Genomic DNA, 25,955 nt, shown 5'->3' on the forward strand with positions numbered 1-25,955 from the left:
TTCAAAGCGTTCGCACTACAAAGCCATTTTTAGCAGCTAAATCAGCCAAGTTTTGGTGGCAAGTGAACATGATTAATTGATGCTGCTGACTCTGGGATTTTAAGAAACGAAAGGCATTCGCAGCACGGGTGTCATCATATTCGCGCAGAATATCGTCGAGCAGCAAAGGCAAACTACTTTGCCCCGCCTTATTAGTCAACAGGTTAGTAATTGCCAGCCGCAACGCTAAGTAAGCCTGATCAGCGGTGCCGCTGCTTAAATAATCGGCCTCGTGATAACTGCCTTGGTCACGTACTTCTAAGGCGAAACTCTTAGGAATTAATAACTCTTGATAACGCTGGTTAGTCAAAGTCGCTAAATATTGGCCGGCCTTTTCTTTTAAGGAAGGTGCGAAATATTTGCGCCGTTCATCGATGACTTGTTGCAGCGTTGTTTGGGCCAGCGTTAAGGATTGATAACGCGTCTGTAAAAGATTAACGGTTTCTATTAGATCGTGAATATCATGGTCGATTTCGTCAACTGAGCGGCCAAAACCTTGGAGTTGATGTTGTAATTGATACCATTGATCATCAAGATCAGTGGGAAATTGTTTGAGCTGGGTTTGTAATTGGTGGCGCTGCTCAGTAGTTAAACGCGCCGCAGTTGTTGCTTGCTGCAAACTAGCAGCCAACTCAGCTGAACTGGCTTTAATGCCGGTTACTTGACGTTGACTGGCAACGGTGGCCTGAGTGGTCTGATAAAGTTGGCCCACGCGCGTCAAAGTAGCTAATTCTTGCTGGGCTTGGGTGAGATTGGTAACTTCCGTATGGCCTAATTGTTGGTAGTAAGCTAATAGGGCCGCTTGGGTCGTTTGTTGCCGCTTTTGTAGGTCGTGCCACTGTTGCTGCTGAACTTGATCTTTTTGCTGTAACTGATAGTTCACTTGATAGGTGGTAAAATCAGCTACTTGTTTGGCGTGTAACTGTTGAATCAGTTGTTGTTGGCAATTAGCCAATTGCAAAGACAATTGATTTTTAAGCTCGGTTAAAGCAGCCGTCGCTAAAGTTAATTCGGGCAATTGCAGGTCGGTGTTGGCAAGTTGCGTTTGCCATTGTTCGAGATTAGTGTTCCAACGATCCCAAGCCGTGGCCAAACGCGGTTGCGCCGCCTGAATTTGATGAACAACTTGTTGCAGCTGCTGTTCAGTGACTTTTAACTGATTTAATTGTGGCGCTAAATCGGCAGCTTGTTGCTGTAAAACTAAGGCCTGGGCCTGCAATTCTTGCAAGGCAGCCTTTTGTTCGGAAAAGTCATCAGCGTCTGACACTAACGAATTTGGGGTGCTGCGGCGCAAGAGACTAATGACTGCCAGCAACAGCCCACCACCTGCGAGGACGTAGCCGAAGACAATTTTGACAATCACTAAAATTAAACCAATCCCCAATAATAACAAGCCGCCACCTAATAGTAGTTTCTGTTGTTGATTATTTTTGTGGGCCTGTTGGGCGGTGCGACTATTGGCCGCGGTGTGCTGTTGACTGCGATCAAGGCGATCTTGATGAATTTGTTGCTGCTGGAGATTTTGTTGTTGAGCGGTGGTGAGCTGTTCAGCTTGGGCCCGCAATTGGTCGGCCGGCGCTAACTGTTCAGTCAGTTGTTTCTGCTGCTGAGTTAGCTCACGCCAAGCCGCTTGTTGCTGTAAGGCTTGGGCCGCCGCAGGATCTAATTCTTGCTGGAAGAAATTCTGCAATTGCTGAATTTTTTCAGTTTGTTGTTGCAGTTTGGCTGTTGCTGCGTAATCGGCCTCACTAATTGGCAAGCTCAAATTTTGACCGTTAACTTTAGTTAAAACGGCGGCAGCTTGATTGGCGGCAACCGCGTCTTGAACGAGCTGTTGTAATTTCGGTAAAATCGTTGGCACTTGTTCTGGTTGAAAACTTAAAGCATGCAAGGCTTGAATTTGTTGCTCGTTAGCTTGAATCGCTTGTAATAATTGTTGTCGTTGTTGGCTTTGCTGTGCTTGTTGGTCTTGTTGCAATTTCGTTTGAAGCTGATCGCGTTGTTGGCGTTGCTGACTAAGTTCTTGCAATTGTGCCACTTGTTCTGTTTGGGCAGTCTGCCGGGCAACCGTGGCTTGGCGCGCCAACTGCAATTGCTCCAATTGGTCTTTGGCCGCGACTAATTGGCCTTTATTACCAGACTTTGACCTTAAATCGGTGCTGGCCGCCGCTAACCGCGCTAGCACCTCATTAGCGGAAACAGTTTCGTCGCCACTTTGGGTCAAGTTTTTAACTAATTTCTCAGTTAAATCATCTTGCCCTTGACCATTATTGAAAATCCCCGGCTGCCCAATGAAGCCAGTTTTGAGAAAGCCGGCTAAATTCAGATCGAGCAGCCATTCACCGACTTCCATTTTCGGTGGTAGAGGTACGGCTTCATCAGTATTCAAATCAATTATTTCGGTGGTATCTTTGCTGAAAGTTTTACCAAAATGTTTCTCAATTTGATAGCGGTGATTTTTAGCCGTTAAAATAAGACTCCCCGCCATTTCGCGACCGCTCCAAGGTTGATATTTACTGCGAATTGTTAACTGGCCCTTACGATCGCGGCCTTGGTCACCATACAGCATCAGCAACATGAAACTGAGCAGGGTTGTTTTACCCTGTTCATTATCGCCGTAAATCAGTTGGGCGGACGGGTCTAATTTAAGTTCGAATTGATGAAACATTCCAAAGTCAATCAGATTAAGTTGTTCAATGCGCATTGGTCAAGTCCTCCTGAAATGCCCGCAAACCTAAATCAAGGGCTAATTGCGCCTGGGCTTTTTCTTGATCATTATGAGCTTGGTCAATTTTTGCCAGCACCTTTTTGGTAAAATTACCGGCTAAAGTATCAAGTTGGGCCAATTGCTGATAATCAATTGCCAAATGAGTTTCGTTACGCAAACGTAGGTCGAAAACAGACAGTTGCGCTGTTAAACCAGCTTCGGTGATTAAGGCTGTGGTCGGTAAAGCACCAGTTAAATGAATTTTGTAAAGATGGCGCTGATAATCGGGGCCATATTTTTCAGCGAGCATCGTTTCGATTTTCGCGGCTGCTTCGCTGTTACTATTTAAACCAGTTAAATCAACACTTAATTCTTCGTATTGGCGCTGGGCCAAGGGCTGAAAAGTAACCGTCGGCGTAGTTTGACCGGGAATAAAATCGAGCACCAGCACACCTTTGGGACCTTGTTCGTCAAAGCCGTGGCCCTCTGGCGTCCCGGCGTAAGCATAAGCCGTGGCACCAACTTGGTTTTGAATGCGTTTATGAATGTGGCCTAGTGCTAACCAATTTAGGCCTGAATTGGCAATCTGTTCAGCTGTTAACGGATCATAAGGCGAGCTTTCTGGTGTGAAGGCATCGCCATGGAGCACACCGATTTGCCAATGATTGGTTTGTGGAGTGACTGGTTTTAACAGCGATATTTTGGCGTAAGGAGCTGTGAAGCCAGCACCCCAAATCGTGATTTGCCAATCAGGAAAATCGAGTTTTGACCAGGTACCAGTAAAGAGATGAACATTGGCAGGCCATTTTTGCGGCTCATCCCAACAAGAACCGGCGTAGGCAAAATCGTGATTACCAGTCGCAATTACCACTTTAATCGGGGCGATTTTGCGAAAAGCATCTTGGACATCCTGCACTAAAGCGGCGTCAGGATTAGGGGTATCAAATAAATCACCAGGGATCAACAGCAGCTGAGCATCAATTTTTTGACAATAAGCGAGGGCGTTGAGAAACGTCTGCCATAAATCTTGCTGGCGCTGTTGTTGGCGGTGGCGATCAGTGAGTCCGGCGTAAGCAAAGCCGAGATGGACGTCACTCATTTGCACAATTTTCGTCATGATTAGAAAAACTCCTTGTTAGCTAAAATAATTCGAAATAGAACGGTTGTTCCCATAATGATATGTTAGCGTTAACGCCGGTTGTCGTCAATCTTTGTCAGAAAAACAATGATTAATGCTAGGCAAATTGGTTGCATTCGGGTGGCAGTTAATTAGAATTAAAGACGCTAAGAAAAGATTGTCCACAATTAATTTCGAGGAGGAAGCGCCATGACTAAAAATGAAACGACTGCTGATTTGCAACAACGATTAACTGCAGAGGAATATCAGGTCACTCAGGAAGCGGCCACAGAAGCGCCATTTACTGGTAAATATGATCAATTTTTTGAACCAGGAATTTATGTGGATGTTGTGAGTGGTCAGCCATTATTTAGTTCGACGGATAAATATGATTCTGGTTGTGGTTGGCCAGCTTTCACCCAACCAATTGCGGCAAAAAATGTCGTTGAACATACCGATCATTCTTTCGGAATGGTTCGGCAGGAAGTCTTAAGTCAGGACGCCCATTCTCATTTAGGCCATGTTTTCCCAGATGGGCCAACTGATCGCGGCGGTTTGCGCTACTGCATCAATTCCGCGGCCTTGAAATTCATTCCCGTTAGTCAATTAGACGCGGCTGGCTATGGTGAATTTAAGCAGTTATTCAATTAAAAGAAGCGTAATCCATTACTTTGATTGTGATGTTAGTTAAATCTGATTAAGTCGCTCCTTAGTTGAGTGCGGCAGGGGCCCAAACTAGTTCAGGAATAAATTAACGTTAAGTCTTCCTCAATTTGAGGAGGTGGTGGCGGCGCAATTTTGTGGGCGTGGAACGCCATGGGCATTGATTTAAGCTTTTGCTGCGCAAAATCTTAAATACAAGCCTTATACTAAGTGCTAAAGCACTAAGTATAATTTCATGGCTGACGCCAATTGCGCCGCCACCACCTGAGTAAACTAACAAAACTGAGCACCACTATTTGGCTGGACCAGATTGTGGTAAAACAAAAGCGGTGTGACAATCTCTACTGAAATAGATTTGTCACACTGTTTTGCTATTGGTCAACTATTATTACTATTTGAATTGAGTTCATGAATCTCGCTAACACTGCTTTAAGCACTAACGAGGATGAAGTGAGCTAATTCAACTCCAGACGGAATGGAGGGCGTGGTTGTCAGCCAATCGGGTTTTATTTGCGTACGAGCTTGCGAGAAGCAGCCAAATTTGTCTTATTGCTTTAGCAATTAGACAAAGGCTCGTATTTGAAACAATTTGGTTCTTAGTTGGTTCAAATCGATGCCGGCCGCGTTCCACAACCAGCAAGCCCGGAATGTAGTCAAAACCGATTCCGTTTTAACACCTTCACCAGGTTTTAAAGCTATCAAATTTATTTAACGCATTTTTGAAAAAATTCGGTATTGTTACTACTATCGAAGCTTGTACCGAATTCAGATGTGCTAAACTTAACTCAAGTTTAGTTAAAAGAGGAGCTTAGTAAAATGTTGATTCGCCCAGAACAACCCCAAGATTATCAACAAGTTGAACAGTTAGTCCAGACGGCTTTTGCTAGCGCGGAATATTCTGATGGGCAGGAACAAACACTGGTGGCCAATTTGCGTCATAATAGTCAGGCCTTTATTCCTGCGTTATCGCTAGTTGCTGAAATTGATCAACAACTAGTTGGTTATATTTTATTTACTAAAGCTCAGGTTGGTGCGCAAACTGTTTTGGCCTTGGCGCCACTAGCAGTTCTGCCTGAGTATCAGCAGCAGGGTATTGGTAAGCAGCTTATTCAGCGCGGGCATCAAATAGCTCGGCAGTTGGGCTATAATTATGTGTTGGTTTTAGGTCATGAACATTATTATCCGAAGTTTGGCTATCAACCGGCGGCTAGTTTGGGCGTTACGGTGTCCGCTGATTTTCCACCAGCGAACTTTTTTGCTTGCCGTTTGTTGGCCTTGGCAGTGCCATTGCAAGGGACGGTTACTTATGCACCAGAATTTGGTTTGTAGGCCACTAATGACGCTGCTCATCCTGTCCTGAAGACTTCTGCATTGCTGCTAGTGGTCAAGCTAATATTGGCGACTAAGTAGTTTGATTTGAATCATGATAAATAATCGTACAGCAACAAAGCCTGATTAACGGTCTCTATTTTCCAGAGATTGTTAATCAGGCTTTGTTAGTTACTGCAACTTATTTTTCTAAACAGTGGTGCTCAAATCAACGCCCACCATGTTCCACGCCTACAAAATCGCTGGGCCCCTGCCGCTCTCGACTAGGGAGCGTTCCAGACCCAAAATGCAGTCAAAACTAGTATCGTTTTTGCTGATTATTCGCGAACGATTAGCACCGAGATATCAGCGTGTTTGGCCATATAGGCCGCTTGGCTACCGTAATGTTTAGCCAATCCTTTTTTAGCTTCGGCACCAACGATTAGTAAATCAGGCTGGTACTTAGGAATCAAAGTTTTAACAATGGTCTCACCAGGATCGCCTTCAGCAATTACGGCGCGAACATCAGTAATGCCAGCTTGCTTAGCTAGTTGAACATATTCATTAATATGTTGTTCAAGTTCTTCGCGCTCGCCATGAACGTAATCTTTGTTAAGCACTTGGTAGACATTCATTTCGCCAGATTCAAGAATTGACGTAATGATCAAAGCCGCCTGGTCGGTTTTAGCACGATGTAACGCATATTGAAAGGCAGCTAACGCATCGCGTGAATCATCGACACCAACTAAGATTTTTTTATAATCACTAGCCATTATTTTGCCTCCTGTGCATGATGTTCCTTAGCAAGTTCAGTTTGATGTTCAGCTAAACGTTTATTTCCGTGATAAAGATCAATCAAGCACCAAACTAATAACGCAATAATCAAGACGATTGAAACGTAAGCGCCCATGTGAGCTTTGAAAACAGCGTCGGCGCTAGGTTTGTCACCTAAGAAGTCAGTGAATGATTTCGGTAAATTCAATAAGTTCAAGAAAGTTAAACCAATAACTGAAATCCAACCACAAATTTTAACCCAAAGTGAGTTTTTGAAACGATGGCCCATTTCAGCTTTACTATCAGTCAACATTAATAATGGCAACATTGAGAATGGTAAGGCGAAAGCTAGGAAGACCTGGGAATTATTCATCAGGTTATTTAAGGCTTCATGCTGATCAACTTGGTTTAATTTACCAGTCATCATGACACAGATCAAAACAGGAATCACTGAAATCAAACGAGTGACTAAACGCCGGGCCCACAATGGCATTTTCATGTGGACGAAACCTTCCATGATAACTTGGCCAGTTAAGGTCCCAGTAATGGTTGAGTTTTGACCAGAAGCCAATAATGCAACGGCGAAAAGAATTGACAAGATACCTGACTTGGCAACGGTAATTAACACACCGTTACTTAAAGTTGAAGTGTCTGATAAAGCTTCAAACAAACCGAAGAATGAAGGGTCTTTAACGGCGCCTGACTTGAAGACCGCCACACCCATGATCAAGAGTAATGAGTTAACGATGAAGGCGAAACCTAACTGAATGTTTGAGTCCCATTGACTGAAACGAACAGCAGTTGCCACGTCTTCTTCGTCATCATGATCGATTTTACGAGTTTGAGAAATTGCAGAGTGTAAGTAGAGGTTATGAGGCATAACCGTTGCCCCAATAATCCCTAAAGCACCACTTAATGGTGTCATCCCACCAACTTCAGGGTGAGTAGCAATTGATCCAGCAGAAGGAATCGTGCCTCTGATAATGCCACCCCAATCAGGGTTAGACAAAGCAACTTGATAAACGAACACTAATAAAATAACTAGAATCAAACAAACAACGATCGCTTCGATTTTACGGAAGCCGATTTTCGTTAATAATAATAAGACCAAAACATCTAAAACGGTTAAGAAAACAGCGATAACTAACGGAATGTGGAACAGTAAGTACAAGGCGATGGCAGCCCCGATAACTTCAGCAATATCAGTGGCCATGATTGCAAATTCGGTCATGATCCAAAGAATAATGCCTAAAGTTTTACTAGTTCTAGCCCGAATTGCTTGAGCCAAATCCATCCGGCTGACAATCCCCAGTTTAGCTGCCATATTTTGAAGTAACATCGCAATTAAACTCGAGATTAAAATAATCGACATTAACAGATAGCCGAAATTTTGACCACCAGTAATACTTGTTGACCAGTTACCTGGATCCATATAGCCAACTGCTACTAGTGCGCCCGGTCCGGAATAAGCGAATAATGTTCGCCAGAAGCCCTTGCCCTTAGGTACTTCCACGGTGCCGTTAATTTCCTCCAATGAGGGCCCATTCGCATACTCAATTAGTTTATGCTTGTGGGCATTATTTGGTGCTTCTTTCATAAGATCCTCCCTTTCTGTTGCTCGCGTGACACAATTGCGATGCAACTGCCATGATTGGCGTGGTGGTGCTTAAAATAGTGATATGCCAAAACAAGTATACAACAAATGTAGCCCAGGTGAATAAAAAAATTAGGCTAATCTAAAACTTTTATTTCTAAAAACTAAACAAAAACTATCATCAATTTCGATAGGTGCGCGCTTGTTATCGCTTGCAAGTTAAGGCCATAAAATTAAATAAAAAATATGATGCAGCCTCTGATTGGGCTTACAGGTTAAATTAATTAGTCGTTTCAGTATTTGGCATTGATGACTAGTAGCAATTTAAGAACTAGCAAAATCGCTAAACAATAAAAAAACCAGTGATCAGGGCTTTAAACTTGCCTGAAAACTGGTTTTGTCGTTGGTCAATTAACCAACTGACCGGTAATTATTAAGGATAACTTGGCTATTAATTGATTTCGTTCGCGTTAATCACGTTGGAAGGGGCCTTTAGGTTCGATTAATTCCAAATGAGCGCCATCAGGATCGCGGAAATAAACCACGCCTGTGCCTAAGCCGGACTTTAAGCCGTCTGCTTCAGTGAAGTACATTGGTTCACCTTCAGGTTCAATGCCTAGTTCATGCAAACGGGCAACGGCGGCCTTGATGTCATCAACTTCAAAGCACATATGCATCGCGCTGACCTGTTCATTTGAATAGGAAGCCGTGGTTGATTTAGGCTCGTCATATTCCAAGATATCAATATTAATGTTGTCCAAATGGACATTGGCATATTTAATTAAGGTATCAGTTAAGCCCTGCACAGCCGCCATGCGCTTGCCACCAATTTCATCAACATTGGCGGCTTTAACGCCAAAGAGTGCTTCATAGAACGGCAACGCCTTATCTAAATTTTTCACTGTAATTCCCACATGATTAACAACTGAAAATCCTTTAGTCATGATTTCGACCTCACTTTATGTTTTAGTTTATTTTTAAAAATGATGATGATTAATTCTGCAATTAAAAATCAAATTGATCGGGGTTAGGACCCACGCGGAAGTTCTGATTGAGCGCGTCGATTTGGGCCATTTCAGCAGCAGTTAGACTAAAATCAAAGACCGCCGCGTTGCTGGCCATGCGTTCTGGATGAACGGATTTCACGACGAGCAGAACTTCGCGTTGAATATCCCAGCGGAGAATTACTTGAGCCACTGACTTTTGATGCTTAGCTGCAATTGCTTGCAAAGTTGGTTCCTTGAGAATTTGGCCTTGCATTAATGGTGACCAAGCCTGAATCTTAATGTCTTTGGTCGCCGCGTATTCACGTAAAGCGGCTTGGTTCAGACGGGGATGAGATTCAACTTGGTTCAAAACAGGCGTCACCTCAGCAAATTCAGCTAATTCTTCTAAATGATGAATGTCAAAGTTGCTGACGCCAATGGCTTTGATTTTACCGGCGTGGTATAAATCTTGCAGTGCTAGATAAGCGTCTTTAAAAGCATGATCGCCAGGCCAATGGATCAAATATAAATCCAAATAATCTAAGCCAAGTTTCGTTAAACTGTCATTAAAGGCGGTAATCGTCTGATCATAGGTCAAATGATTGTTCCACAATTTCGACGTGATGAATAAATCCTCGCGCTTTAAACCAGTTGCAGCCAGTCCTTGACGAATTCCTGCGCCGGTGCCAGTTTCGTTGCCATAAATTTGGGCGGTATCAATTAACCGATACCCTGCTTTGATACCAGCAGATACTACCGCAGCAGTGTCAGCGTCAGGAATTTGAAAGACGCCTAAACCCAGGCCGGGGATTTTGGTACCGTTATTTAAAGTGATGCGATCATTTAATGAAGTAATCAATGTAAGTGCCTCCTTATTGGTCCGTCAGTTGCCATAAATAGTTCACCATGGTTGTTGCTTTCAAAAGCATGTTATCAATATAATCGATTTCATTCTCGACGGCTAGTACCCACTTTTTTGTGAGATAGGCACTAAAAAGTAGGAATTGTGAGCTGGCAAGTGACGGGGCTCGAAAAGTTTTTTGGCGTTAAAAAAAGCGTTGGTCAATTTTGATAAATTGACCAACGCTGCTGCTGAATGATTTCTATTGAGTAGTGACTGCGCTGATTTAGTTTTCGTCTTCTAAAAGCACAATATCTTGGCCTTCTTGCTCAAGGGTATGAGCATGCATCGTGCCCCAAGCGCAGAGCTCGTGGAGAATTGTGCTTAATGATCGGCCGTAATCGCTTAGTGAATAAACAACCTTAGGCGGCACTTGATTGTAGACGTGCCGATCAACAATGTTGGCCTGCACCAGTTCCTTCAATTCTTGCGTCAGCATTTTTTGACTAATATTAGGGATTAGCCGCTGCAGTTCACTAGGCCGCTTATCGCCATGACGTAAATTACATAAAATAATCGGCTTCCACTTGCCACCAATCGTATCCATGGTCACTTCGACCCCAATATTATAAATCTTTTGTGCCATCGCCACTCGCCCCATTCCTGATTTATCCCATACCATCCTTTTAGTAAGACACTTACTGAAAGGGTGGTATGGGATAATGATACGCTGTGTGAGAAAGTTTGGCTAGGCATAAATTTAAGTCTCGCATCAGTTGCCTGCGGACCAACTAAATGACTGTACTCAAACTATTCGGTTGAATCAAATAATGGCGTGTGAATAAAAAATACTAAGTCAGGATGTAAATAAAAATTCAGCTTGAGCACTTCGAAATTTGCTTGTTATTTTAATGGATTCAGTTTCCATTTGTTTTATAAATAAATTATGAGAATTATTTTTATAAAATGAAAAAGCGTGTTTACAATCGTCATGTGAATGCTATAATATTCTCATAATAAATTTTGTGATGAAATGCTCCAAACTTAAGAGATTTTATAATTATCAACTAAAACCTTAATTGCTAATAATATTCCTGTGGCGGTGCCCCAAGTTAAATTTTAACTTGACGAAAATTTATATCAGTGTAGCCGATTAATCATATATTCTTCACGATTAGGGCCGGCAATGCGAAAAACTAATATTAGCAACAACCTCATTAAAGGCTAATTATTTCACTCCTAAACAGAATTCGAGGTCATCAAAATGGTCAAAATTTTTCAAGACAGTATTTTAAACCGCTTCGCTAAACATTCTCAGGTTGCGCTGGCGATGGTGTCATTTATTTTAAAGGCTGGGGCATTGATTTTAACTGCCCAATATTTCGGTAATTTATTGGGCGCTATTTCCAGTCAGAGTTGGTCAAAATTTGCTTATAATGCATTAGGCTTGTTTCTTAGTTATGCGGCGTTAACGGCGGTGAGCATTGTCTGTGCCATGCTAAAAAATAAAATTATTTTTGACATTAATACTGCTACCAAAATGAAATACATTGATTCAGCGTTGGACTCCAAAACCGCCACCCAAGAAATTGACCAACATGTTTCTTACTTAACAGGCGATATGAAATTGTTTGAGGAGAATGGTATCAGTAATGAATTAACCATTGTTGAAGATTTTTTCCAATTTATCTTAGCCTTTGCTTATGGCCTGAGCCTTGATTGGCTGACTACCAGCATCTTTCTATTAGGTGCCTTTGCCCCAATTATTGTAGGGAATACCCAAACTAAAAAACTTGGGGAGGCTTCTGAGAAGTTTTCTGACACAAACAAGAACTATCTATCAATTGTGCGCAACACATTACTTGGCAAGGATACACTGTGGATCTATCAAGCGCTGACTGGGTCCAAAAAGCGGGTCAAAGAATCATTAGGCGCCATGGAAACATCCGTTCAAAAAATGAACAATCGAATTCAAATCACCAATGAGCTTTCTATTTTAGCTTTTATTGTTTTTGGGGTGATTTTGCCTATTTCTGTTGGTGGTTACCGTGTAATCAGCGGGCACTTATCACTCGCTTTATTCTTCGTTATTTTTCAATTGAATGGCTCAATTTCTAATCCACTGGTTGAAATGATCTCCTGCTTCAATGGCATCAAGACTGTAGATAAAATTAAACAGAACTTGCTTGGCTTAAAGGCGCCGGAACAATCAGTTATTGATGACGATCAACCAGTTGATGTCGCCGAATTCTCACTGCGGCGTGTTTCAATTGCGGCTGGCGACAAAATTTTGATGAAGAATCTTAATTTGGATGTTAATAGTGGCGATAAAGTCCTGATTCAGGCGCCTTCTGGTTATGGTAAAACCACATTGCTGGATGTATTGTGGGGTAAAAATAAAATTCACGGTGGCGAATACTTAATCAATCATCAAGACGTTGATGACATGCAGAATCAAATGCTTGGATTTTCGTTGGTGCGGCAGAAACCACTGATTTTTGACGATACCATTTATTTCAATATTACTTTGGGTCATGAATATACGGATGCAGAATTTGATGAGGCCTTACGTAAGGCCTGCTTAACAGAATTGGTCGCTGAAAAATCGCGAGATTATGTTGTCGGCGAGAATGGCGAGCATTTGTCAGGCGGACAACTGCAACGGATCGAAATCGCGCGGGCCATTATTAGACAACGTCCAGTAATTCTTGCTGATGAACCAACCAGTGCGTTGGATGCGGTATTATCACAACAAATCCAAGAAAGCTTGGCGACGTCTTCAAGTATTTTGATCGAAGTGGCTCATAAGCTATCAGATGATGAAACAAAATTATTTACCAAGGTCGTTAATTTAGAAGAAGACTGAGTAGTAATTTAAAAGTACGACAGCAGCGGAAGCTAGATTATAGTTGCCTTGATTTTATTGATGAGATAATTGGTGCCCTTGAATGTTGATAACATTATTTTGGAGTTGATGGCATGTTAATTTTTAAATTTGGGAAAAAGTCGAAACTGATTAATTATTTATTTTGGACCGCTTTAGATAGTCTGCAAAGTGTGTTCATGGCGTTTATTCTCGGGCGGTTTATTGCTGCGGCGACCAAGGCAAACATGACGCTTTTTTTGCAGAACAGTGTCATTGCAATTGTAGGTTTTTTGATTTTCTGTGGCATTAGTTTGTTACAAGTCAACGCTGAGACGCGTTATGTTGCTGCGGCTAACTTGGAAATCAAGCAGATTATGATTAAAGAAATATTATCGACGGCGCCACAGACCAAGGCGATTTCCGACAATATTTCGTTCATGACCAATGATTTAAAGTTGTTAGAAACCAATGGCATTAAGGCCGAGATGGATATGGTCACGAACCTATTAACCTTTATTTTCGCGTTGGTGGCTTCCTTGACTTATGATATTTGGACAACATTGGCTTTCTTCGTCGGCTCATTAGTACCGCTGCTAATTTCCAATTTCACCCAAGGTCGAATTAGTCAACGAGGAAAAGAATGGTCCCAGGCTAACGCCAGTTTTACCAATCGTTTAAAAGATATTTTAACTGGCAAACGGACGATTCGAACTTATCAAGCTGAAGCAACACTGGGTAAGAAGTTGGTAGGACTAGGGAGTCATTTAGAAAATAGTTTGCGGCGCATGAATTTAACGATTGGCGTGGCTAATTCGTTAGCTTATACAGTAGCGATGTTGACGGCAATGACCATTCCTTTTGGTGTCGGTGTTTATCGAATTATTTTAGGTGCGTTGACTTTGGCTAGTTTCATTTCGGTGATGCAATTATCCAATAGTATTGCTAATCCCTTAATGGCCATTGTTGGTGCCAATAATCAGCGCCAAACAATCACTGAAATTCAACAACGGGTATTAACCGCCAAGCAAAATCAAGTTGCCCATGCGAAAAATCAGTCAGGTTTAGACCAAGGGCAAACTATCGGCGAGTTCTCCGATTTGCAGTTACATAATTTTGCGGTCACTGTTGATCAAAGAGAATTATTTAAGCAGTTAAATTTAAAGATCTCGGCTGGTGAGAAGGTCCTGATCACGGCGCCTTCGGGATTTGGCAAGTCGACGTTGTTGGCAGTTTTGCAAGACGAATTGGTTCCGAGTGCAGGTAATTATGCGTTTAATGGACAACCAATTACGCAGTTTTCACCGACAACTGTTGAAGAACAATTTGCTTGGATCAGTCAACAGCCTTTTGCTTTTGACGACACGATTCAATTTAATCTGACTTTAGGACGGCATTTTAGTCAACAGCAAATTCAACAGGCGTTGCAAAACGCTGGATTGCCACAATTCAGTACTGATGAAGGGTTAAACTATCAAGTGGGTGAAAATGGACAGAATCTTTCCGGAGGCGAATTGCAACGTTTGGAAATTGCCCGGGCCCAGCTTTATGATCGACCAATTATCCTCGCTGATGAAGCAACCTCCTCGTTGGACCAGCAAACAGCTGAACAAGTTCATCAATTATTTATTACTAGTCAGAAAACCTTGATTGAAGTCGCGCATCAGGTTCCTGAGGACCAACTAAAAGACTATGATCAAGTTATTCGTCTTGATCAAGTGACTATGCATGGATAGGGAATACCGCGTGAAAATGGGCGAAAAATAAAACGCGTGGCTTGGGACATATCACCCAAACTAGGAATTTTTATTTTAGGTGGTTCATTAATCCAAAAAAGAGTTAGGAGTGAATTCTCCTAGCTCTTTTTTATAACATATAATTTTAACGTCTATTTAGTCTTCAGTCGTGATAATCTTCGCCATAAATATAGCGATGTAATTTGAAATATTGTTCGCCTAATTTACGCTCGTTTTGATTGTCTTTAGGCTGGTAATATTGACGGCCAGCCAGACCCTGGGGCATGTAATTTTGTTGGGCAATCTGGTGCGGGCTGGCGAAAGGATTGTCGATCAAGCCACCACCGGTGATTTCTTCAGAGTGCTTGTAATGCATGTCCCGTAATCCTCGCGGCATCGGGTGCTCGTTGGGATGCTCAGTGTCAGCATCTAACTTGGGCCAAGTTTCATCGAAGGAACCTGACTTAGGCGAGATGCACATCAGCATCGTGGCGAACATCAGCGGATATTTGGCTTTGGGCATGCCGACTTTTTCCGCTTGATTGGCGGCGACCACAATCTGAGTCACTTGCTCGGGGTTTGCCAGGCCAATGTAAGTATAGGGAATTTCCCGTAAGCGCCGGACCACCGAGGGCAAATCGTTATTCTTCAGTAAAATAGCCAAGTAGTAAAGCGCCGCATCAGTGTCGGAACCGGCCATTGAATCGGAGTAGGCCGATAAATAGTCATAATGTTTCGTAGCTTTGCGGTCGTAACTGAAATGTTGCTGCTGGGCGAAATTCTGAACCGCCGCCACCGTAATTTTATCAGCGTCGATGGCGTGAATGGTTTCCAGAATATTCAAGGCCACCCGCAAGTCGCCATCGGCAGAAATAGCAATCAATTCCAGCGCCTTGGCCTCGACTTGATCAGCATTTAAATGATAAACATCCGTAACCGCCCGTTGCAAGGTGGTTTGAATATCATTCTCGTCCAGTGCTTGGAATTCAAAAATTTGGCAGCGTGAGCGAATTGCTGGCACAATCGACATAATTGGGTTTTCGGTGGTGGAACCGATCAGCATTACGTGACCATTTTCTAAATAGGGCAGTAAGAAGTCCTGCAGTGTCTTGGTCATGCGGTGAATTTCGTCGACCAATAACACGAAAGATTGGTTCGGGTAGAGGGCAATTGCTTGGGTGAGCTGAGCCTTGTTGTCGGTTGAGGCATTAAAAGCCACGAAAGGATAATGATTTTGCCGAGCAATAATTTGGGCCAAACTGGTTTTACCCGTGCCTGGTGGTCCCCAAAGAATCAACGGAATATTAACATGGCGATCAATGATTTGACGTAATGGTTGACCAGGCGTCAATAATTCCTGTTGCCCAACCATTTGGGCCAATTCTTGGGGTCGCATTTGATCAGCCAACGGTGTTTTAAATGCCAAGATCAGGTTCCTTTCTGAAATTGCCTTGATTTTTTGACCAGCTTATTCATAGTTAAACTACTGGTATTATCATAACACGAGCGCTTCAAGTCGAGAAAATTTCGGGTTTGGCAGTCAGGCTGAAAGTTTAAGAGTTAAGAAAATTCGTAGTGCTTGGCAAAGACCGTTTTTAATAGGTACTAGCAACCTGTTTAGTAATGATCCAGTGCCCATTTTGTTTGGCGAAATACATTTTCATTTCCAAAGGCCAAGTATTGACACTACCACCCCAAATCTTAGCTTGAACTTGATTTTGGCCAATTAAACTAGCCTTGTCGCCATCAATTCTAATCTCCTTAATAGCAACTTCTTGGGATGAGAAATAACGCATCGCTTCACTTTGAATTTGGTCGAGCCATTCAAGTTTTGGTTGAACGTAATTTGTCATGTGGGTCAACGTCATGCTAGGCGCCAAAATTTCATTTAATTGTTTGATATCTCGATTAACCATGGCTATATTTTCTGCTCGGTATAATTGAATAATTGCTTCTTTGTCCGTCATCATTTCACACGCTTTCTTAATTGATAAGCACGATGATACCCGTGATTATGGTCGAAAGCTATTTTAATTTTGTGGCTAATTGATAAGTCTCACTTATGCAAAACGCTATTTCAATATTGAAGACACAAAAAAACCAGCAACCACGGCGTTTTATCGCTGCGTGATCACTGGTTAATATCGATTAATGGGTGGTCAACTTTAAACGGCTCGATATTGTCATTGGCGGTTACTATGGCATATTTGGTCTTGATGGGCTAGCAATGAGAATTATTAAGAATGAATTTATTAGCGGATTTAAAATATGGAAAGCCATTTTAAGCATCCATCAAGAGACTGATAGCCATTTTTATTTTTAATATTGTAGCAAAAATACGGAACAAAAGTACGGCTTCTTTTGCTCAATCTAATAGATTGGGAACTCAATGTTGAGTTTTCCGTTTATTTACATTAATATTCGGAAACTGAACGTATTTTGTTCCACGCTCTTTTTAGAAATAAAATAATTCTTCAAATTTTTTATCAAGGGCTACACATAAAACTAGCGCTAACTTAGCGGTTGGATTGAATTTTCCTGTTTCAATCGAACCGATCGTATTACGTGACACTCCCACTAAATCGGCTAGTTCCTGCTGTGATAACTGATTTTCTTTTCGAACTACGCGTAAATTATTCTTTAATACCAATTTTTCTGAGTCCATGCTCTAACTTCCATATCTATAATGTCGTTACCACATACCAAAATAATGGGCCAATACAGGCAACAATGCTTCTGATCAATATGATTAAGGAAAATACTTGTTTGTCATTTTTATGTCGGGAAAAAGTTCCTACAGCAAGTAAAATAAATGACAAAATATCGTCAATTGGTAAATTACGATAAACCTAAATATTGTTAGAATCACTGCTAAAAGAGAGAGTGCCAGTATGCCTTTTTCCTACTACGATCGTTTAAGTAATTCCACTCCTCATTTTTTCTTCAGCATAGGACTTCTCAAGTAGTTCATTTGTTCCTTAAATTACTTTCCCAATCCTCGCAATATAATTGCCGCCAATATGGCTACTAATGCCGTAAATGATAAAATTACAGACCAACGATTTTTACGAACTTTCTCAACTTGAAATTTTCGATAGGACATAACGGTGACTACCAAGACAAAGGCCATCATAATAGTCTTTGTATCGGTAAACTCAAATTTCCAAAAAAGTAGTGTAACGGCATTGATTCCCAAACAAACTCCGAAGAGTGCCAACAAAACTAAATATGAATCTACGATATTTTGTAATTGTAACTGTTTCTGACGTTCATCGCCATTAATATTATCGTGACGATTCTTAGCTAAAATCTCTTCTTTATTCATTAGTATATTCTCCTCAATGATGACAAGTTTACTTTACATAGATAATATACTACTTGCCAAGTAAACTTGTCAATTGGTTGTAAAAAAGGACCGGGCAAAAACCCAAGTCTCTTTTTGCGTAATAATGATTTTCTAGCACATAATCATATGGCCGTTATTAATTTATATTGTTATTTTTGAATACGATATCGTTGTCATCTATCTGCTACTATCCTAATTGAAGACACAAAAAAACCAGCAACCACGGCGTTTTATCGCTGCGTGATCACTGGTTAATATCGATTAATGGGTGGTCAGGGGATCGAACCCTGGACCCACGGATTAAGAGTCCGTTGCTCTGCCAGCTGAGCTAACCACCCAAATATCTGACGACTTAACTATATTAGCATATGGAATATGGTCTCGCAACCCTTCCTTGGCTTTTTTTGGCCAAAATTCTTAAAAAAGTTTATTTTTTAGTGCAAAAATCAGTTACTTACTATAATAAAGAGCTAAAATAAGCGCTATCCAAAAATTCCACCTCTTTATTCGTAGTTAATTATGTAGGTACTACAAAAATTGGGTTCATGTTTAAATCATAAAGCCCGAGTTGTCGAATCTGGTGGCAAGACTTCCTCAATTTGGGTTGGTGGTGGCTGGGCGATTGAGAGGGCGTGGAACGACGTGGCCGTCGATTTGAGCTTTTCTACGAAAATCTCAAATTCGAGGCTTATTGTAAGTGCTAAAGCACCAACAATAATTTCACATCTGACGCCAATCACCCAGCCACCACCAGGATAAACTAATAGAACTGATCACCACTATTGAGAAAAACAGATTGATGTGAACTAGTAGGTTAGTTGACAATTTTTGTGGATCCGAAAAAATCAGCGTGTTAGAGAATTAGAGATCAATTATCAATTAAACATTTTTGGTCTTACTATTCAAATTTAATATCTATCTAACAGAGTTGAGTTGTCCCACAATGATTGCCTTAACTACTAACAATATTGAAATACACAAGCTTAACTCCAGACGGAATGGAGGGCGTGGTTGTCAGCAGCCAAATTCTCGTTGGTGCTTTAGCACTTACGAGAAGGCTTGTATTTGAGATTGTTGCGTAGCAATAAGCTCAAATCAATGCCGGCAGCGTTCCACAACCAGCAAGCCCGCAATGGAGTCTGTAGCCAGTTCTGTTTTGATCACCCCACCTGATTTTTAGAATGGCATATTCATATTTTGAGCGTGTAATTAAAGACAAGAAATGCATTAAAAATGGGTATTCCTGTGTAAAAGAGAGGAACCTTTGTGCTTTTTTCTGAAAGTTAGTATAATAGATTGGGAACGCTCTAAGGAGGAACCATAAATATGGCGAAAAAAATCTTAGTTGTTGATGATGAAAAACCTATTTCGGATATCGTTAAGTTCTCTCTCACTAAAGAGGGCTACGATGTGTACGTCGCTTATGATGGCGAAGAAGCATTAAAAAAAGTTGAAGAAGTTAATCCTGATTTAATCCTATTAGATTTAATGTTACCAAAAGTTGATGGCTTGGAAGTGGCCCGTGAAGTTCGCAAGACGCACGACATGCCAATTATCATGGTCACTGCCAAAGATTCTGAAATCGATAAAGTCATCGGTTTGGAATTAGGGGCTGATGATTATGTTACGAAGCCATTTTCTAATCGTGAATTAGTGGCCCGAGTCAAAGCTAACTTGCGGCGGCAAGCAACTGCTTCTGCTGACAGTGAGGAAGATGATCACCATGAAATTGATGTGGGTGATTTGACCATTTTCCCTGAGGCTTATGATGTGGCCAAACGTGGCGAAAAGATTGAGCTGACCCATCGCGAATTTGAATTGTTACATTATCTGGCCAAGCATCTGGGCCAAGTCATGACCCGTGAACATTTATTGCAGACTGTTTGGGGTTATGATTATTTCGGTGACGTGCGGACGGTCGATGTGACTGTTCGCCGGTTGCGGGAGAAAATCGAAGATAATCCTAGTCATCCTGACTGGATCATGACCCGACGCGGGGTTGGTTATTATTTGAAAAATCCTGATAACGATTAAGAAATGTAAAATGATTTTTGTTCGTGTTGACTATTGTGAATACGCGTGAGAAAGTGAGACATAAGTTATCTTCGCGTTTGACCAGCAGCTGTTGGTCAAAGCGTAACTTCTGTCTCCTTTTATTTAGGTCGAACTTTAAACGACCAGCAAGCAAGAGAAATTAAGGAAGTGAACTGAGTGTGGGCAAGATCCCATTGATTTTGCAACATTCGCGACCGTTATGAACGAGAAAATTCGTCCTTTTCAATCCATTCATTTTAAAATAGCATTGGTTTTCGTCTTGCTACTATTAACCACGATCGAAATTATCGGGGCTTATTTCGTCAAGCAATTGGAACAGCAGAATATTAAAACTTTCGAGGATTCTGTGGTGATCCAACCTTATGTCAGCAGTCAGTTGGCCAATGAATTAAATAACACTAGCACTGACGTCGCCAATCGTAATATTAAGAATATTGTCGCCGAGGTTGATAATTCTTCAATTTCCGAAGTGCAAGTTGTTGATAATAAAGGCATCATTCGCGGGACGAGTAATGCTAACGATCAGGGCAATGTGGGCCAACGCACACCTGATGCCGAGATTAAAAACGTCATTTATTCCAATCATAAGCAAACGCAGATTAGTTCTGATGATCGTGGTGGCAGTTTTTATACCTCGATCACGCCGATCACCAATCCTAGTACTGATGCCAATCAAGTGGTCGGGGCGATTTACGTTAAAGCCAGTATGGACGATGTTTATTCCAATATTAATTCCATTACCCTGATTTTCCTGACGGCTTCATTAGTTGCTGGGTTATTAGGCATGGTCATTGCTATATTTATTGCCCGGGCAATAACGCAACCAATTGACGAAATGAAAAAGCAAGCCATTCGGATGGCCGACGGTGATTATTCCGGGCAAGTGCGGATTTATGGGCAAGATGAATTGGGTCAATTAGCGCTAGCCGTCAATAACTTGTCAGTCCGGGTCGAAGAGGCTCAAGAAGTTTCTGACTCGGAACGGCGGCGTTTGGATTCAGTGTTAAGTCATATGACCGACGGCGTAATTGCCACTGATCGCCGGGGCAATGTGACGATTATTAATGAAACGGCTCAAAGTTTCTTAAATCTAAGCAGTGATGACGCGATTGGTGTGTCGATTTTGACTATTCTGGGGATCGAGGATGAATATTCACTGCGCGATTTGTTAGAAACACGCCACGAAATGACGATTGAACCAGATAAGATCACGCAGAAGCATAACGCCGATCAACCGGAAAAGGTGGTTACCAGTGAAACGCAAGATTTAATTCTCCACGCTGATTTTTCCTTGATTCAACGAGAGACAGGTTTCATTAGCGGCTTGGTTTGTGTGCTGCATGATATTACTGAACAGGAAAAGAACGATGCCGAACGGCGGGAATTCGTTTCGAATGTGTCTCATGAATTGCGAACGCCGTTGACGAGCGTGCGCAGTTATATTGAAGCTTTGACTGATGGGGCTTGGCAAGATCCTAAGTTAGCACCACAGTTTTTAAGCGTGACTCAGGAAGAAACCGACCGGATGATTCGGATGATCAACGAATTACTGGCGTTGTCGCGCTTGGATCAAGGTACAGCCAAGATGGAATTGGAGTATGTCAATTTAAATGAATTCTTCAATTACATTTTGAATCGCTTCGACATGATGATCAAAACCGAGAACGAACGTAACGACAAAAACAACCCGATGCTACCACACGAAGACAAGCGTTATAGTATCAAACGCGAATTCGTTAAACGTGATCTCTGGGTTGAATTAGACACAGATAAAATGATGCAGGTGATCGACAACATCATGAATAACGCCATTAAGTATTCACCAGATGGTGGCGTGATCACCGCCCGACTAATGGAGAATCACCAAAATGTGGTCATCAGTATTAGTGACCAAGGTTTGGGGATTCCTCGTAAAGATATTAATAAGATTTTCGATCGCTTTTATCGAGTGGACAAAGCGCGGTCGCGGAAACAAGGTGGGACTGGTTTGGGCTTAGCAATTTCCAAGGAAGTTGTTGAGGCCCATCATGGCCACATTTGGGTCGACAGTGCTGAAGGTCGTGGCTCGACGTTCTACATTTCCTTGCCATACCAAACTTATGAGAATGGAGATGAGTGGGATGCGGAGGACTAACCTCTTAGTGCGCGTGATTCTAATTCTGGCAGTCGTCGTTAGTTTGATTCTTAGTTTCCTGATCTGGACCAATAATCAGCGTTATGAACGACGTACGGATACGGAAACCGGCACCACAACTGACAGTATTACGGCGGCCAATCAACAGAACTTAAGCCAAGTCTATTTACCAACGGCGGTTGTTAAAGTTGATAATAAGAAGAATCAAACTTTTGTCTATAACCATAAGGAAAATCTAGCTTTAGAAGTGCGCCAAGTCGTCCAAAAGTGGGACTTTCATTCTTTCCGGCGCAGTACGACCAGCTATCATGATTTGATGGATCAAAGTGGCACCTTACAAATGGTTTATGCTGACCAAATGTCACTGAAGCTTTTTGGCTCGGTCATCAAGCAGGATCGGTTGAAAGACGTGGCCAGTGATGTGGCTTTTACACGCGTTATTTTTAGTACCTCGAATAATTTGGACCATATTTATTTCTTGGATGATATTAGTCAGAAGGTTTGGCAAAGTCGGGTTAGCAATACGCAAATCGCCACGATTCGTAATTTGGTGGCCAAGGCTGATATGAACATAGCGGTGAGCCAAGTCCAATTACAGGAACGACCACAGATTTTCTTCCAGAATGAAGTGACCTTGCGACCGTATAGTTATTTAATCAATCGCCGCAATGAGAACACTTATATTTCGGCATTAATGAGTAATGACAAAAATACCAACGTGGAATCACGGGAGTCAGGCGGCCAAACCACTTATTATGGCGGCAGTTATCATAACCAGTTGACCGTCGACCATCGCAGTGACCAGTTAACTTTCTCTAATAACAGTCAAACAGATGTCCCAAATAACTTGAAGAGTTTATTGGAGAGCAGTTTTACAGCATTAACTGATATTGGCAATCCTTTAACAGACATTCGTTATTACAGTGTTGATCAAACCAATAACGTTGTGGCTTTTCGCAGCTTTGTTGAAGGTTTTCCAATTTTCCAGCAAAGTGATTTTGGTTCAGTTAAAGTGAAATTCTCGAATACTGGTAGTCAAACGGCTTTTTCAAGTCGCATTTTACAAGTGCCAGTGCCTGCCAAAGCTAATAAAGTAACGTTGCCAGCTACGGAAACGGTGATGAGTAAATTAGTGGCGGCCAATTATTCCCGCAAGTCGATTCAAGATTTGGTGATCGGCTATCGTTGGGTCAGTGATACTACAGATGCTGATATCGTTGATTTAATGCCAACGTATTATGTCAAAATCAACAATCGTTGGCGTGATTATCAAGATTGGTTGCAGGATCAAAGTGGAACGGAGGCGCAATAAATGGATTTCCGGAGAATTGAAATGATTTTCTTGATTGTCTTTTTAGCGTTGGATGTGTTCTTGCTAGCCTCATATACCCAGAAAGGCAGCAACGCCACTTATAACACCACGCCAACAGTGACCAACGAGCAGGCGATCATTAAGGACATGAAGGACGACCATATCACCGTGCCGAAATTATCTAATGACAAAGGTGAGGGTTATTATTTGGCTAGCCAAACTGAAGACGTTTTAGCTAAAAACACCAAAGAGTTAAGCAGTCAATCAACTTCATATAACTATGACACGCACAAATTAACCAGTCAGTTTAACGTGCCAATTGGTTATGGCAAGAATAATGTTGTCACAGTTCTTAAGGGCTTCGTGGAAAACGAACATAACGTGCTCCACGGTCAAGAATATGTTTATCAGTCAGGCATGTCGGACGCGAAGAGTACCATTGTTTTTGCCCAGAAAACCAAACAGGGCGTGATTATTGATCCCCAAGGTACTCTGACTTTTAAAATTAGTAACGGCAGCGTTACGGGTTACACGCAAACTTATTTGCCGAACGTAACGGTGTTGCGCGAGAAGCAAACGACCATCAGTGCCCGCGATGCCATTGAGTTGTTATATACTTCTAGTGAAATTTCTCAGAATTCCAAGATTGTTTGGTATAAGCTTGGTTATTCTGAATTAATCGATGTTCGTGGCAGTATTATTTACGTGCCGGTCTGGAATGTGATGATTCAACATAAAGGCACGAAAAACGAGACTTTGAAGAAGGTTAACGCCTTAACAAAGACGATTATTAAAGGCACGACCACCACTGATTCAAGTAGTAGTTCGGCTAGTAGCTCGAGTACCACTGTTGATGCTGATGATTAATTACTGCAGATTTGCATTAATAAGTTCAAATAATTAATGTAGATGATCAAACAGAATTAGTTCGGACTGCATTCCGGGCTGCTTGTCGTGGAACGCGGCCGACGCTGATCTGAGCCAATTACAAATCAAATTGTCTCAGATACAGGTCTTATTATAAGTGCTAAAGCACTAACAATAATTTGGCTGCTTCTCGCAAGCTCCTACGCAAATGAAACCCGATTGGCTGACGACAAGATCCCTCCATTCCGTCTGGAGCTAAGTTTGGGCACTTTATTTTTGCGACTTGATAAAGTCAGTTGTAGTGGGCTAACTCAACTAATTTAAACAGATCTGAAGTGCAAAATCGCTGAGGCTGATTGCCAATCTTTTCTTGCTTATAATTTCTTAAATCCATAAAAATTGTCAATCAGTCTATGGCTTCACAACAATCTGGTTTTCTAAACAGTGGTGCTGAGTTAAACTGCCTCATCAGGCAGGGGCCCAGCGATTGGCGTCAGCTGTGAAATTTGTCTTGCTGCTTTAGCAGCTAGTCAAAGCCTCGTATTTGAAACAATTGGGGTTTTAATTTGGTTCAAATCGACGGCCACAGCGTTCCACGCCCTTTAAATCGCTGGGCCCCTGCCGTTACTCAGCTAAGAAACGACTAAAATCAGGACAGATTGATCTAAGCAACTATTTTCAGAACTAGTTCGCAAATTAACCGCAGCGATTCGACTGTGCTAAAATAAGTTAAATGATTTTGATTAGGAATTTGAAAGGAAGCTTTATTGATGACGCAACCAGATACAACTGAAGGGCTACGCGTCAGTGTCTTGGCTAGCAGTAGTTCAGGCAATGTCACCTACCTTGAAACGCCGCAACATAAGGTCTTAGTGGATGCTGGACTTTCTGGCAAAAAGATTGCCGCTTTAATGGCAAGTATTGGTCGCGATTTGAACGATGTTGATGCGGTTTTTGTCACTCACGAACATAGCGATCATATTCATGGGGTGGGTGTCTTAGCGCGGCGTTATCACCTTGATGTTTATGCAAACGAAGGTACTTGGCAGGCAATGAGTCCCAAAATTGGTAAAATTGCCCCAGAACAAAAACATATTTTTGAAATGGGCAAAACTTTGAGTTTGGGTGACTTAGATGTAGAAAGTTTCGGCGTTTCTCATGATGCTGCTGAGCCGCAGTTTTATCAATTTCATCATGATGATCATGCTTTTGCAATTCTGACTGATACTGGTTATGTTTCTGATCGGGTTGCCGGCACGATTGCTGATGCCGATGGTTATTTAATGGAATGTAATCACGACTTGATGATGCTGCGTGATGGTCCTTATCCCTGGTCGTTAAAACAACGAATTCTGGGTGATCAAGGCCATTTATCCAATGATGACGGTGCTTTGGCGTTGATGAGTGTTCTTGGTCGGCGGACGAAGAAAATCTATCTCGGCCATTTAAGTCAAGAGAATAATGCGAAGAAGTTGGCGCACCAAACGGTTAGTGACTTCCTAGCTGATCATGATTTTGGTGTCGGTGATGCCTTTAAAATTATGGATACTGATCCAGCGGTTGCTGATCCACTAACGATTGTTTAGGGCAATGTCTAAAAAAAGACACAATTA

General features: G+C 41.9%; 22 protein-coding genes and 1 tRNA gene. 10 read left to right on the plus strand and 13 right to left on the minus strand.

All coding sequences use genetic code 11. The features are described 5' to 3' along the window. Position 1: 1 nt before the first annotated feature. A complete protein-coding gene (locus EKM82_RS09220; RefSeq protein ID WP_125768374.1) occupies positions 2-2,743 on the minus strand; it encodes an AAA family ATPase in 2,742 nt (913 codons plus the stop codon). Further along, positions 2,733-3,863, minus strand: a complete 1,131-nt coding sequence (locus EKM82_RS09225) for a DNA repair exonuclease (RefSeq protein ID WP_125768379.1) — start codon at positions 3,861-3,863, stop codon at positions 2,733-2,735. Before EKM82_RS09225 ends, EKM82_RS09220 begins: the two co-directional genes overlap by 11 nt. 210 nt (positions 3,864-4,073) lie before the next feature. Here EKM82_RS09225 and msrB point away from each other — a divergent pair, with 210 nt between their 5' ends. The 3 genes from msrB to EKM82_RS09235 all read left to right on the plus strand — a co-directional run bounded on the left by msrB (position 4,074) and on the right by EKM82_RS09235 (position 5,855). Then, complete coding sequence (msrB, locus tag EKM82_RS09230; protein WP_125768382.1) at positions 4,074-4,514, plus strand: peptide-methionine (R)-S-oxide reductase MsrB; 441 nt, start codon at positions 4,074-4,076, stop codon at positions 4,512-4,514. Positions 4,515-5,014: 500 nt separating this feature from the next. Continuing rightward, on the plus strand, positions 5,015-5,179 hold the full coding sequence (locus EKM82_RS11580) for a hypothetical protein (protein ID WP_164508210.1): 165 nt from the start codon (positions 5,015-5,017) through the stop codon (positions 5,177-5,179). Positions 5,180-5,342: 163 nt separating this feature from the next. Continuing rightward, the gene (locus EKM82_RS09235) at positions 5,343-5,855 is read left to right on the plus strand and encodes a GNAT family N-acetyltransferase (RefSeq protein ID WP_125768385.1); all 513 of its coding nucleotides are present in this window, start codon (positions 5,343-5,345) and stop codon (positions 5,853-5,855) included. Positions 5,856-6,172: 317 nt separating this feature from the next. Here EKM82_RS09235 and EKM82_RS09240 read toward each other — a convergent pair whose 3' ends face one another. From EKM82_RS09240 to EKM82_RS09260, 5 genes are all read right to left on the minus strand, one after another. Further along, entirely contained in the window at positions 6,173-6,607 is a 435-nt protein-coding gene (locus tag EKM82_RS09240) for a universal stress protein (protein ID WP_125768388.1), read from the minus strand. Beyond that, the gene (locus tag EKM82_RS09245; protein ID WP_125768391.1) at positions 6,607-8,205 is read right to left on the minus strand and encodes an Nramp family divalent metal transporter; all 1,599 of its coding nucleotides are present in this window, start codon (positions 8,203-8,205) and stop codon (positions 6,607-6,609) included. Before EKM82_RS09245 ends, EKM82_RS09240 begins: the two co-directional genes overlap by 1 nt. Before the next feature lie 467 nt (positions 8,206-8,672). Then, positions 8,673-9,146: a VOC family protein gene (locus EKM82_RS09250; protein ID WP_125768394.1), complete on the minus strand. Its 474-nt coding sequence runs from the start codon at positions 9,144-9,146 to the stop codon at positions 8,673-8,675. 61 nt (positions 9,147-9,207) lie between these two features. Further along, entirely contained in the window at positions 9,208-10,047 is an 840-nt protein-coding gene (locus EKM82_RS09255; protein ID WP_125768397.1) for an aldo/keto reductase, read from the minus strand. A gap of 268 nt (positions 10,048-10,315) precedes the next feature. Continuing rightward, positions 10,316-10,675 carry a winged helix-turn-helix transcriptional regulator gene (locus tag EKM82_RS09260; RefSeq protein ID WP_125768400.1) on the minus strand — a complete coding sequence of 120 codons (360 nt, stop codon included), beginning with the start codon at positions 10,673-10,675 and terminating at the stop codon, positions 10,316-10,318. Between the two features lie 618 nt (positions 10,676-11,293). Between EKM82_RS09260 and EKM82_RS09265 the strand changes: the two genes are divergently transcribed. Both EKM82_RS09265 and EKM82_RS09270 read left to right on the plus strand, forming a co-directional pair. Continuing rightward, positions 11,294-12,895 carry an ATP-binding cassette domain-containing protein gene (locus EKM82_RS09265; protein WP_125768402.1) on the plus strand — a complete coding sequence of 534 codons (1,602 nt, stop codon included), beginning with the start codon at positions 11,294-11,296 and terminating at the stop codon, positions 12,893-12,895. A gap of 113 nt (positions 12,896-13,008) precedes the next feature. After that, positions 13,009-14,628, plus strand: a complete 1,620-nt coding sequence (locus EKM82_RS09270) for an ATP-binding cassette domain-containing protein (RefSeq protein ID WP_125768405.1) — start codon at positions 13,009-13,011, stop codon at positions 14,626-14,628. A 163-nt stretch (positions 14,629-14,791) separates the two neighbouring features. Here EKM82_RS09270 and EKM82_RS09275 read toward each other — a convergent pair whose 3' ends face one another. From EKM82_RS09275 to EKM82_RS11585, 6 genes are all read right to left on the minus strand, one after another. Beyond that, positions 14,792-16,054 carry a replication-associated recombination protein A gene (locus EKM82_RS09275; protein WP_125768408.1) on the minus strand — a complete coding sequence of 421 codons (1,263 nt, stop codon included), beginning with the start codon at positions 16,052-16,054 and terminating at the stop codon, positions 14,792-14,794. A 169-nt stretch (positions 16,055-16,223) separates the two neighbouring features. Beyond that, positions 16,224-16,595: a nuclear transport factor 2 family protein gene (locus EKM82_RS09280; protein WP_125768519.1), complete on the minus strand. Its 372-nt coding sequence runs from the start codon at positions 16,593-16,595 to the stop codon at positions 16,224-16,226. 488 nt (positions 16,596-17,083) lie between these two features. Continuing rightward, entirely contained in the window at positions 17,084-17,293 is a 210-nt protein-coding gene (locus EKM82_RS09285; RefSeq protein ID WP_125768412.1) for a helix-turn-helix transcriptional regulator, read from the minus strand. A 318-nt stretch (positions 17,294-17,611) separates the two neighbouring features. After that, positions 17,612-17,953, minus strand: coding sequence for a DUF6442 family protein (locus EKM82_RS09290; RefSeq protein ID WP_125768415.1), 342 nt, complete (start codon positions 17,951-17,953; stop codon positions 17,612-17,614). 286 nt (positions 17,954-18,239) lie between these two features. Beyond that, positions 18,240-18,312: transfer RNA gene (locus EKM82_RS09295), tRNA-Lys, on the minus strand. 216 nt (positions 18,313-18,528) lie between these two features. Further along, positions 18,529-18,714, minus strand: coding sequence for a hypothetical protein (locus EKM82_RS11585; RefSeq protein ID WP_164508212.1), 186 nt, complete (start codon positions 18,712-18,714; stop codon positions 18,529-18,531). A 586-nt stretch (positions 18,715-19,300) separates the two neighbouring features. On the opposite strand from EKM82_RS11585, the gene yycF reads away from it, so the two are divergent. The 5 genes from yycF (at position 19,301) to EKM82_RS09320 (ending at position 25,928) form a co-directional block, all read left to right on the plus strand. After that, complete coding sequence (gene yycF / locus EKM82_RS09300) at positions 19,301-20,008, plus strand: response regulator YycF (protein WP_125649618.1); 708 nt, start codon at positions 19,301-19,303, stop codon at positions 20,006-20,008. A gap of 220 nt (positions 20,009-20,228) precedes the next feature. Then, positions 20,229-22,163, plus strand: coding sequence for a cell wall metabolism sensor histidine kinase WalK (gene walK / locus EKM82_RS09305; RefSeq protein WP_125768418.1), 1,935 nt, complete (start codon positions 20,229-20,231; stop codon positions 22,161-22,163). Further along, entirely contained in the window at positions 22,150-23,475 is a 1,326-nt protein-coding gene (locus EKM82_RS09310; protein ID WP_164508213.1) for a YycH family regulatory protein, read from the plus strand. The genes walK and EKM82_RS09310 overlap by 14 nt, the downstream gene beginning before the upstream one ends. Beyond that, on the plus strand, positions 23,476-24,342 hold the full coding sequence (locus EKM82_RS09315) for a two-component system regulatory protein YycI (RefSeq protein ID WP_125768423.1): 867 nt from the start codon (positions 23,476-23,478) through the stop codon (positions 24,340-24,342). 770 nt (positions 24,343-25,112) lie between these two features. Continuing rightward, positions 25,113-25,928, plus strand: a complete 816-nt coding sequence (locus tag EKM82_RS09320) for an MBL fold metallo-hydrolase (protein ID WP_125768426.1) — start codon at positions 25,113-25,115, stop codon at positions 25,926-25,928. Positions 25,929-25,955 lie beyond the last annotated feature (27 nt).

It is taken from the genome of Lapidilactobacillus wuchangensis (assembly GCF_003946645.1).
Taxonomy (GTDB): domain Bacteria; phylum Bacillota; class Bacilli; order Lactobacillales; family Lactobacillaceae; genus Lapidilactobacillus; species Lapidilactobacillus wuchangensis.

Bases quoted from the DNA above. Each gene is read 5' to 3' on its own strand.
- EKM82_RS09220 (WP_125768374.1), bottom strand. From the start codon at position 2,743: ATGCGCATTGAACAACTTAATCTGATTGACTTTGGAATGTTTCATCAA.
- EKM82_RS09225 (WP_125768379.1), bottom strand. From the start codon at position 3,863: ATGACGAAAATTGTGCAAATGAGTGACGTCCATCTCGGCTTTGCTTAC.
- msrB (WP_125768382.1), top strand. From the start codon at position 4,074: ATGACTAAAAATGAAACGACTGCTGATTTGCAACAACGATTAACTGCA.
- EKM82_RS09235 (WP_125768385.1), top strand. From the start codon at position 5,343: ATGTTGATTCGCCCAGAACAACCCCAAGATTATCAACAAGTTGAACAG.
- EKM82_RS09240 (WP_125768388.1), bottom strand. From the start codon at position 6,607: ATGGCTAGTGATTATAAAAAAATCTTAGTTGGTGTCGATGATTCACGC.
- EKM82_RS09245 (WP_125768391.1), bottom strand. From the start codon at position 8,205: ATGAAAGAAGCACCAAATAATGCCCACAAGCATAAACTAATTGAGTAT.
- EKM82_RS09250 (WP_125768394.1), bottom strand. From the start codon at position 9,146: ATGACTAAAGGATTTTCAGTTGTTAATCATGTGGGAATTACAGTGAAA.
- EKM82_RS09260 (WP_125768400.1), bottom strand. From the start codon at position 10,675: ATGGCACAAAAGATTTATAATATTGGGGTCGAAGTGACCATGGATACG.
- EKM82_RS09265 (WP_125768402.1), top strand. From the start codon at position 11,294: ATGGTCAAAATTTTTCAAGACAGTATTTTAAACCGCTTCGCTAAACAT.
- EKM82_RS09270 (WP_125768405.1), top strand. From the start codon at position 13,009: ATGTTAATTTTTAAATTTGGGAAAAAGTCGAAACTGATTAATTATTTA.
- EKM82_RS09280 (WP_125768519.1), bottom strand. From the start codon at position 16,595: ATGACGGACAAAGAAGCAATTATTCAATTATACCGAGCAGAAAATATA.
- EKM82_RS09285 (WP_125768412.1), bottom strand. From the start codon at position 17,293: ATGGACTCAGAAAAATTGGTATTAAAGAATAATTTACGCGTAGTTCGA.
- EKM82_RS09290 (WP_125768415.1), bottom strand. From the start codon at position 17,953: ATGAATAAAGAAGAGATTTTAGCTAAGAATCGTCACGATAATATTAAT.
- yycF (WP_125649618.1), top strand. From the start codon at position 19,301: ATGGCGAAAAAAATCTTAGTTGTTGATGATGAAAAACCTATTTCGGAT.
- walK (WP_125768418.1), top strand. From the start codon at position 20,229: ATGAACGAGAAAATTCGTCCTTTTCAATCCATTCATTTTAAAATAGCA.
- EKM82_RS09310 (WP_164508213.1), top strand. From the start codon at position 22,150: ATGCGGAGGACTAACCTCTTAGTGCGCGTGATTCTAATTCTGGCAGTC.
- EKM82_RS09315 (WP_125768423.1), top strand. From the start codon at position 23,476: ATGGATTTCCGGAGAATTGAAATGATTTTCTTGATTGTCTTTTTAGCG.
- EKM82_RS09320 (WP_125768426.1), top strand. From the start codon at position 25,113: ATGACGCAACCAGATACAACTGAAGGGCTACGCGTCAGTGTCTTGGCT.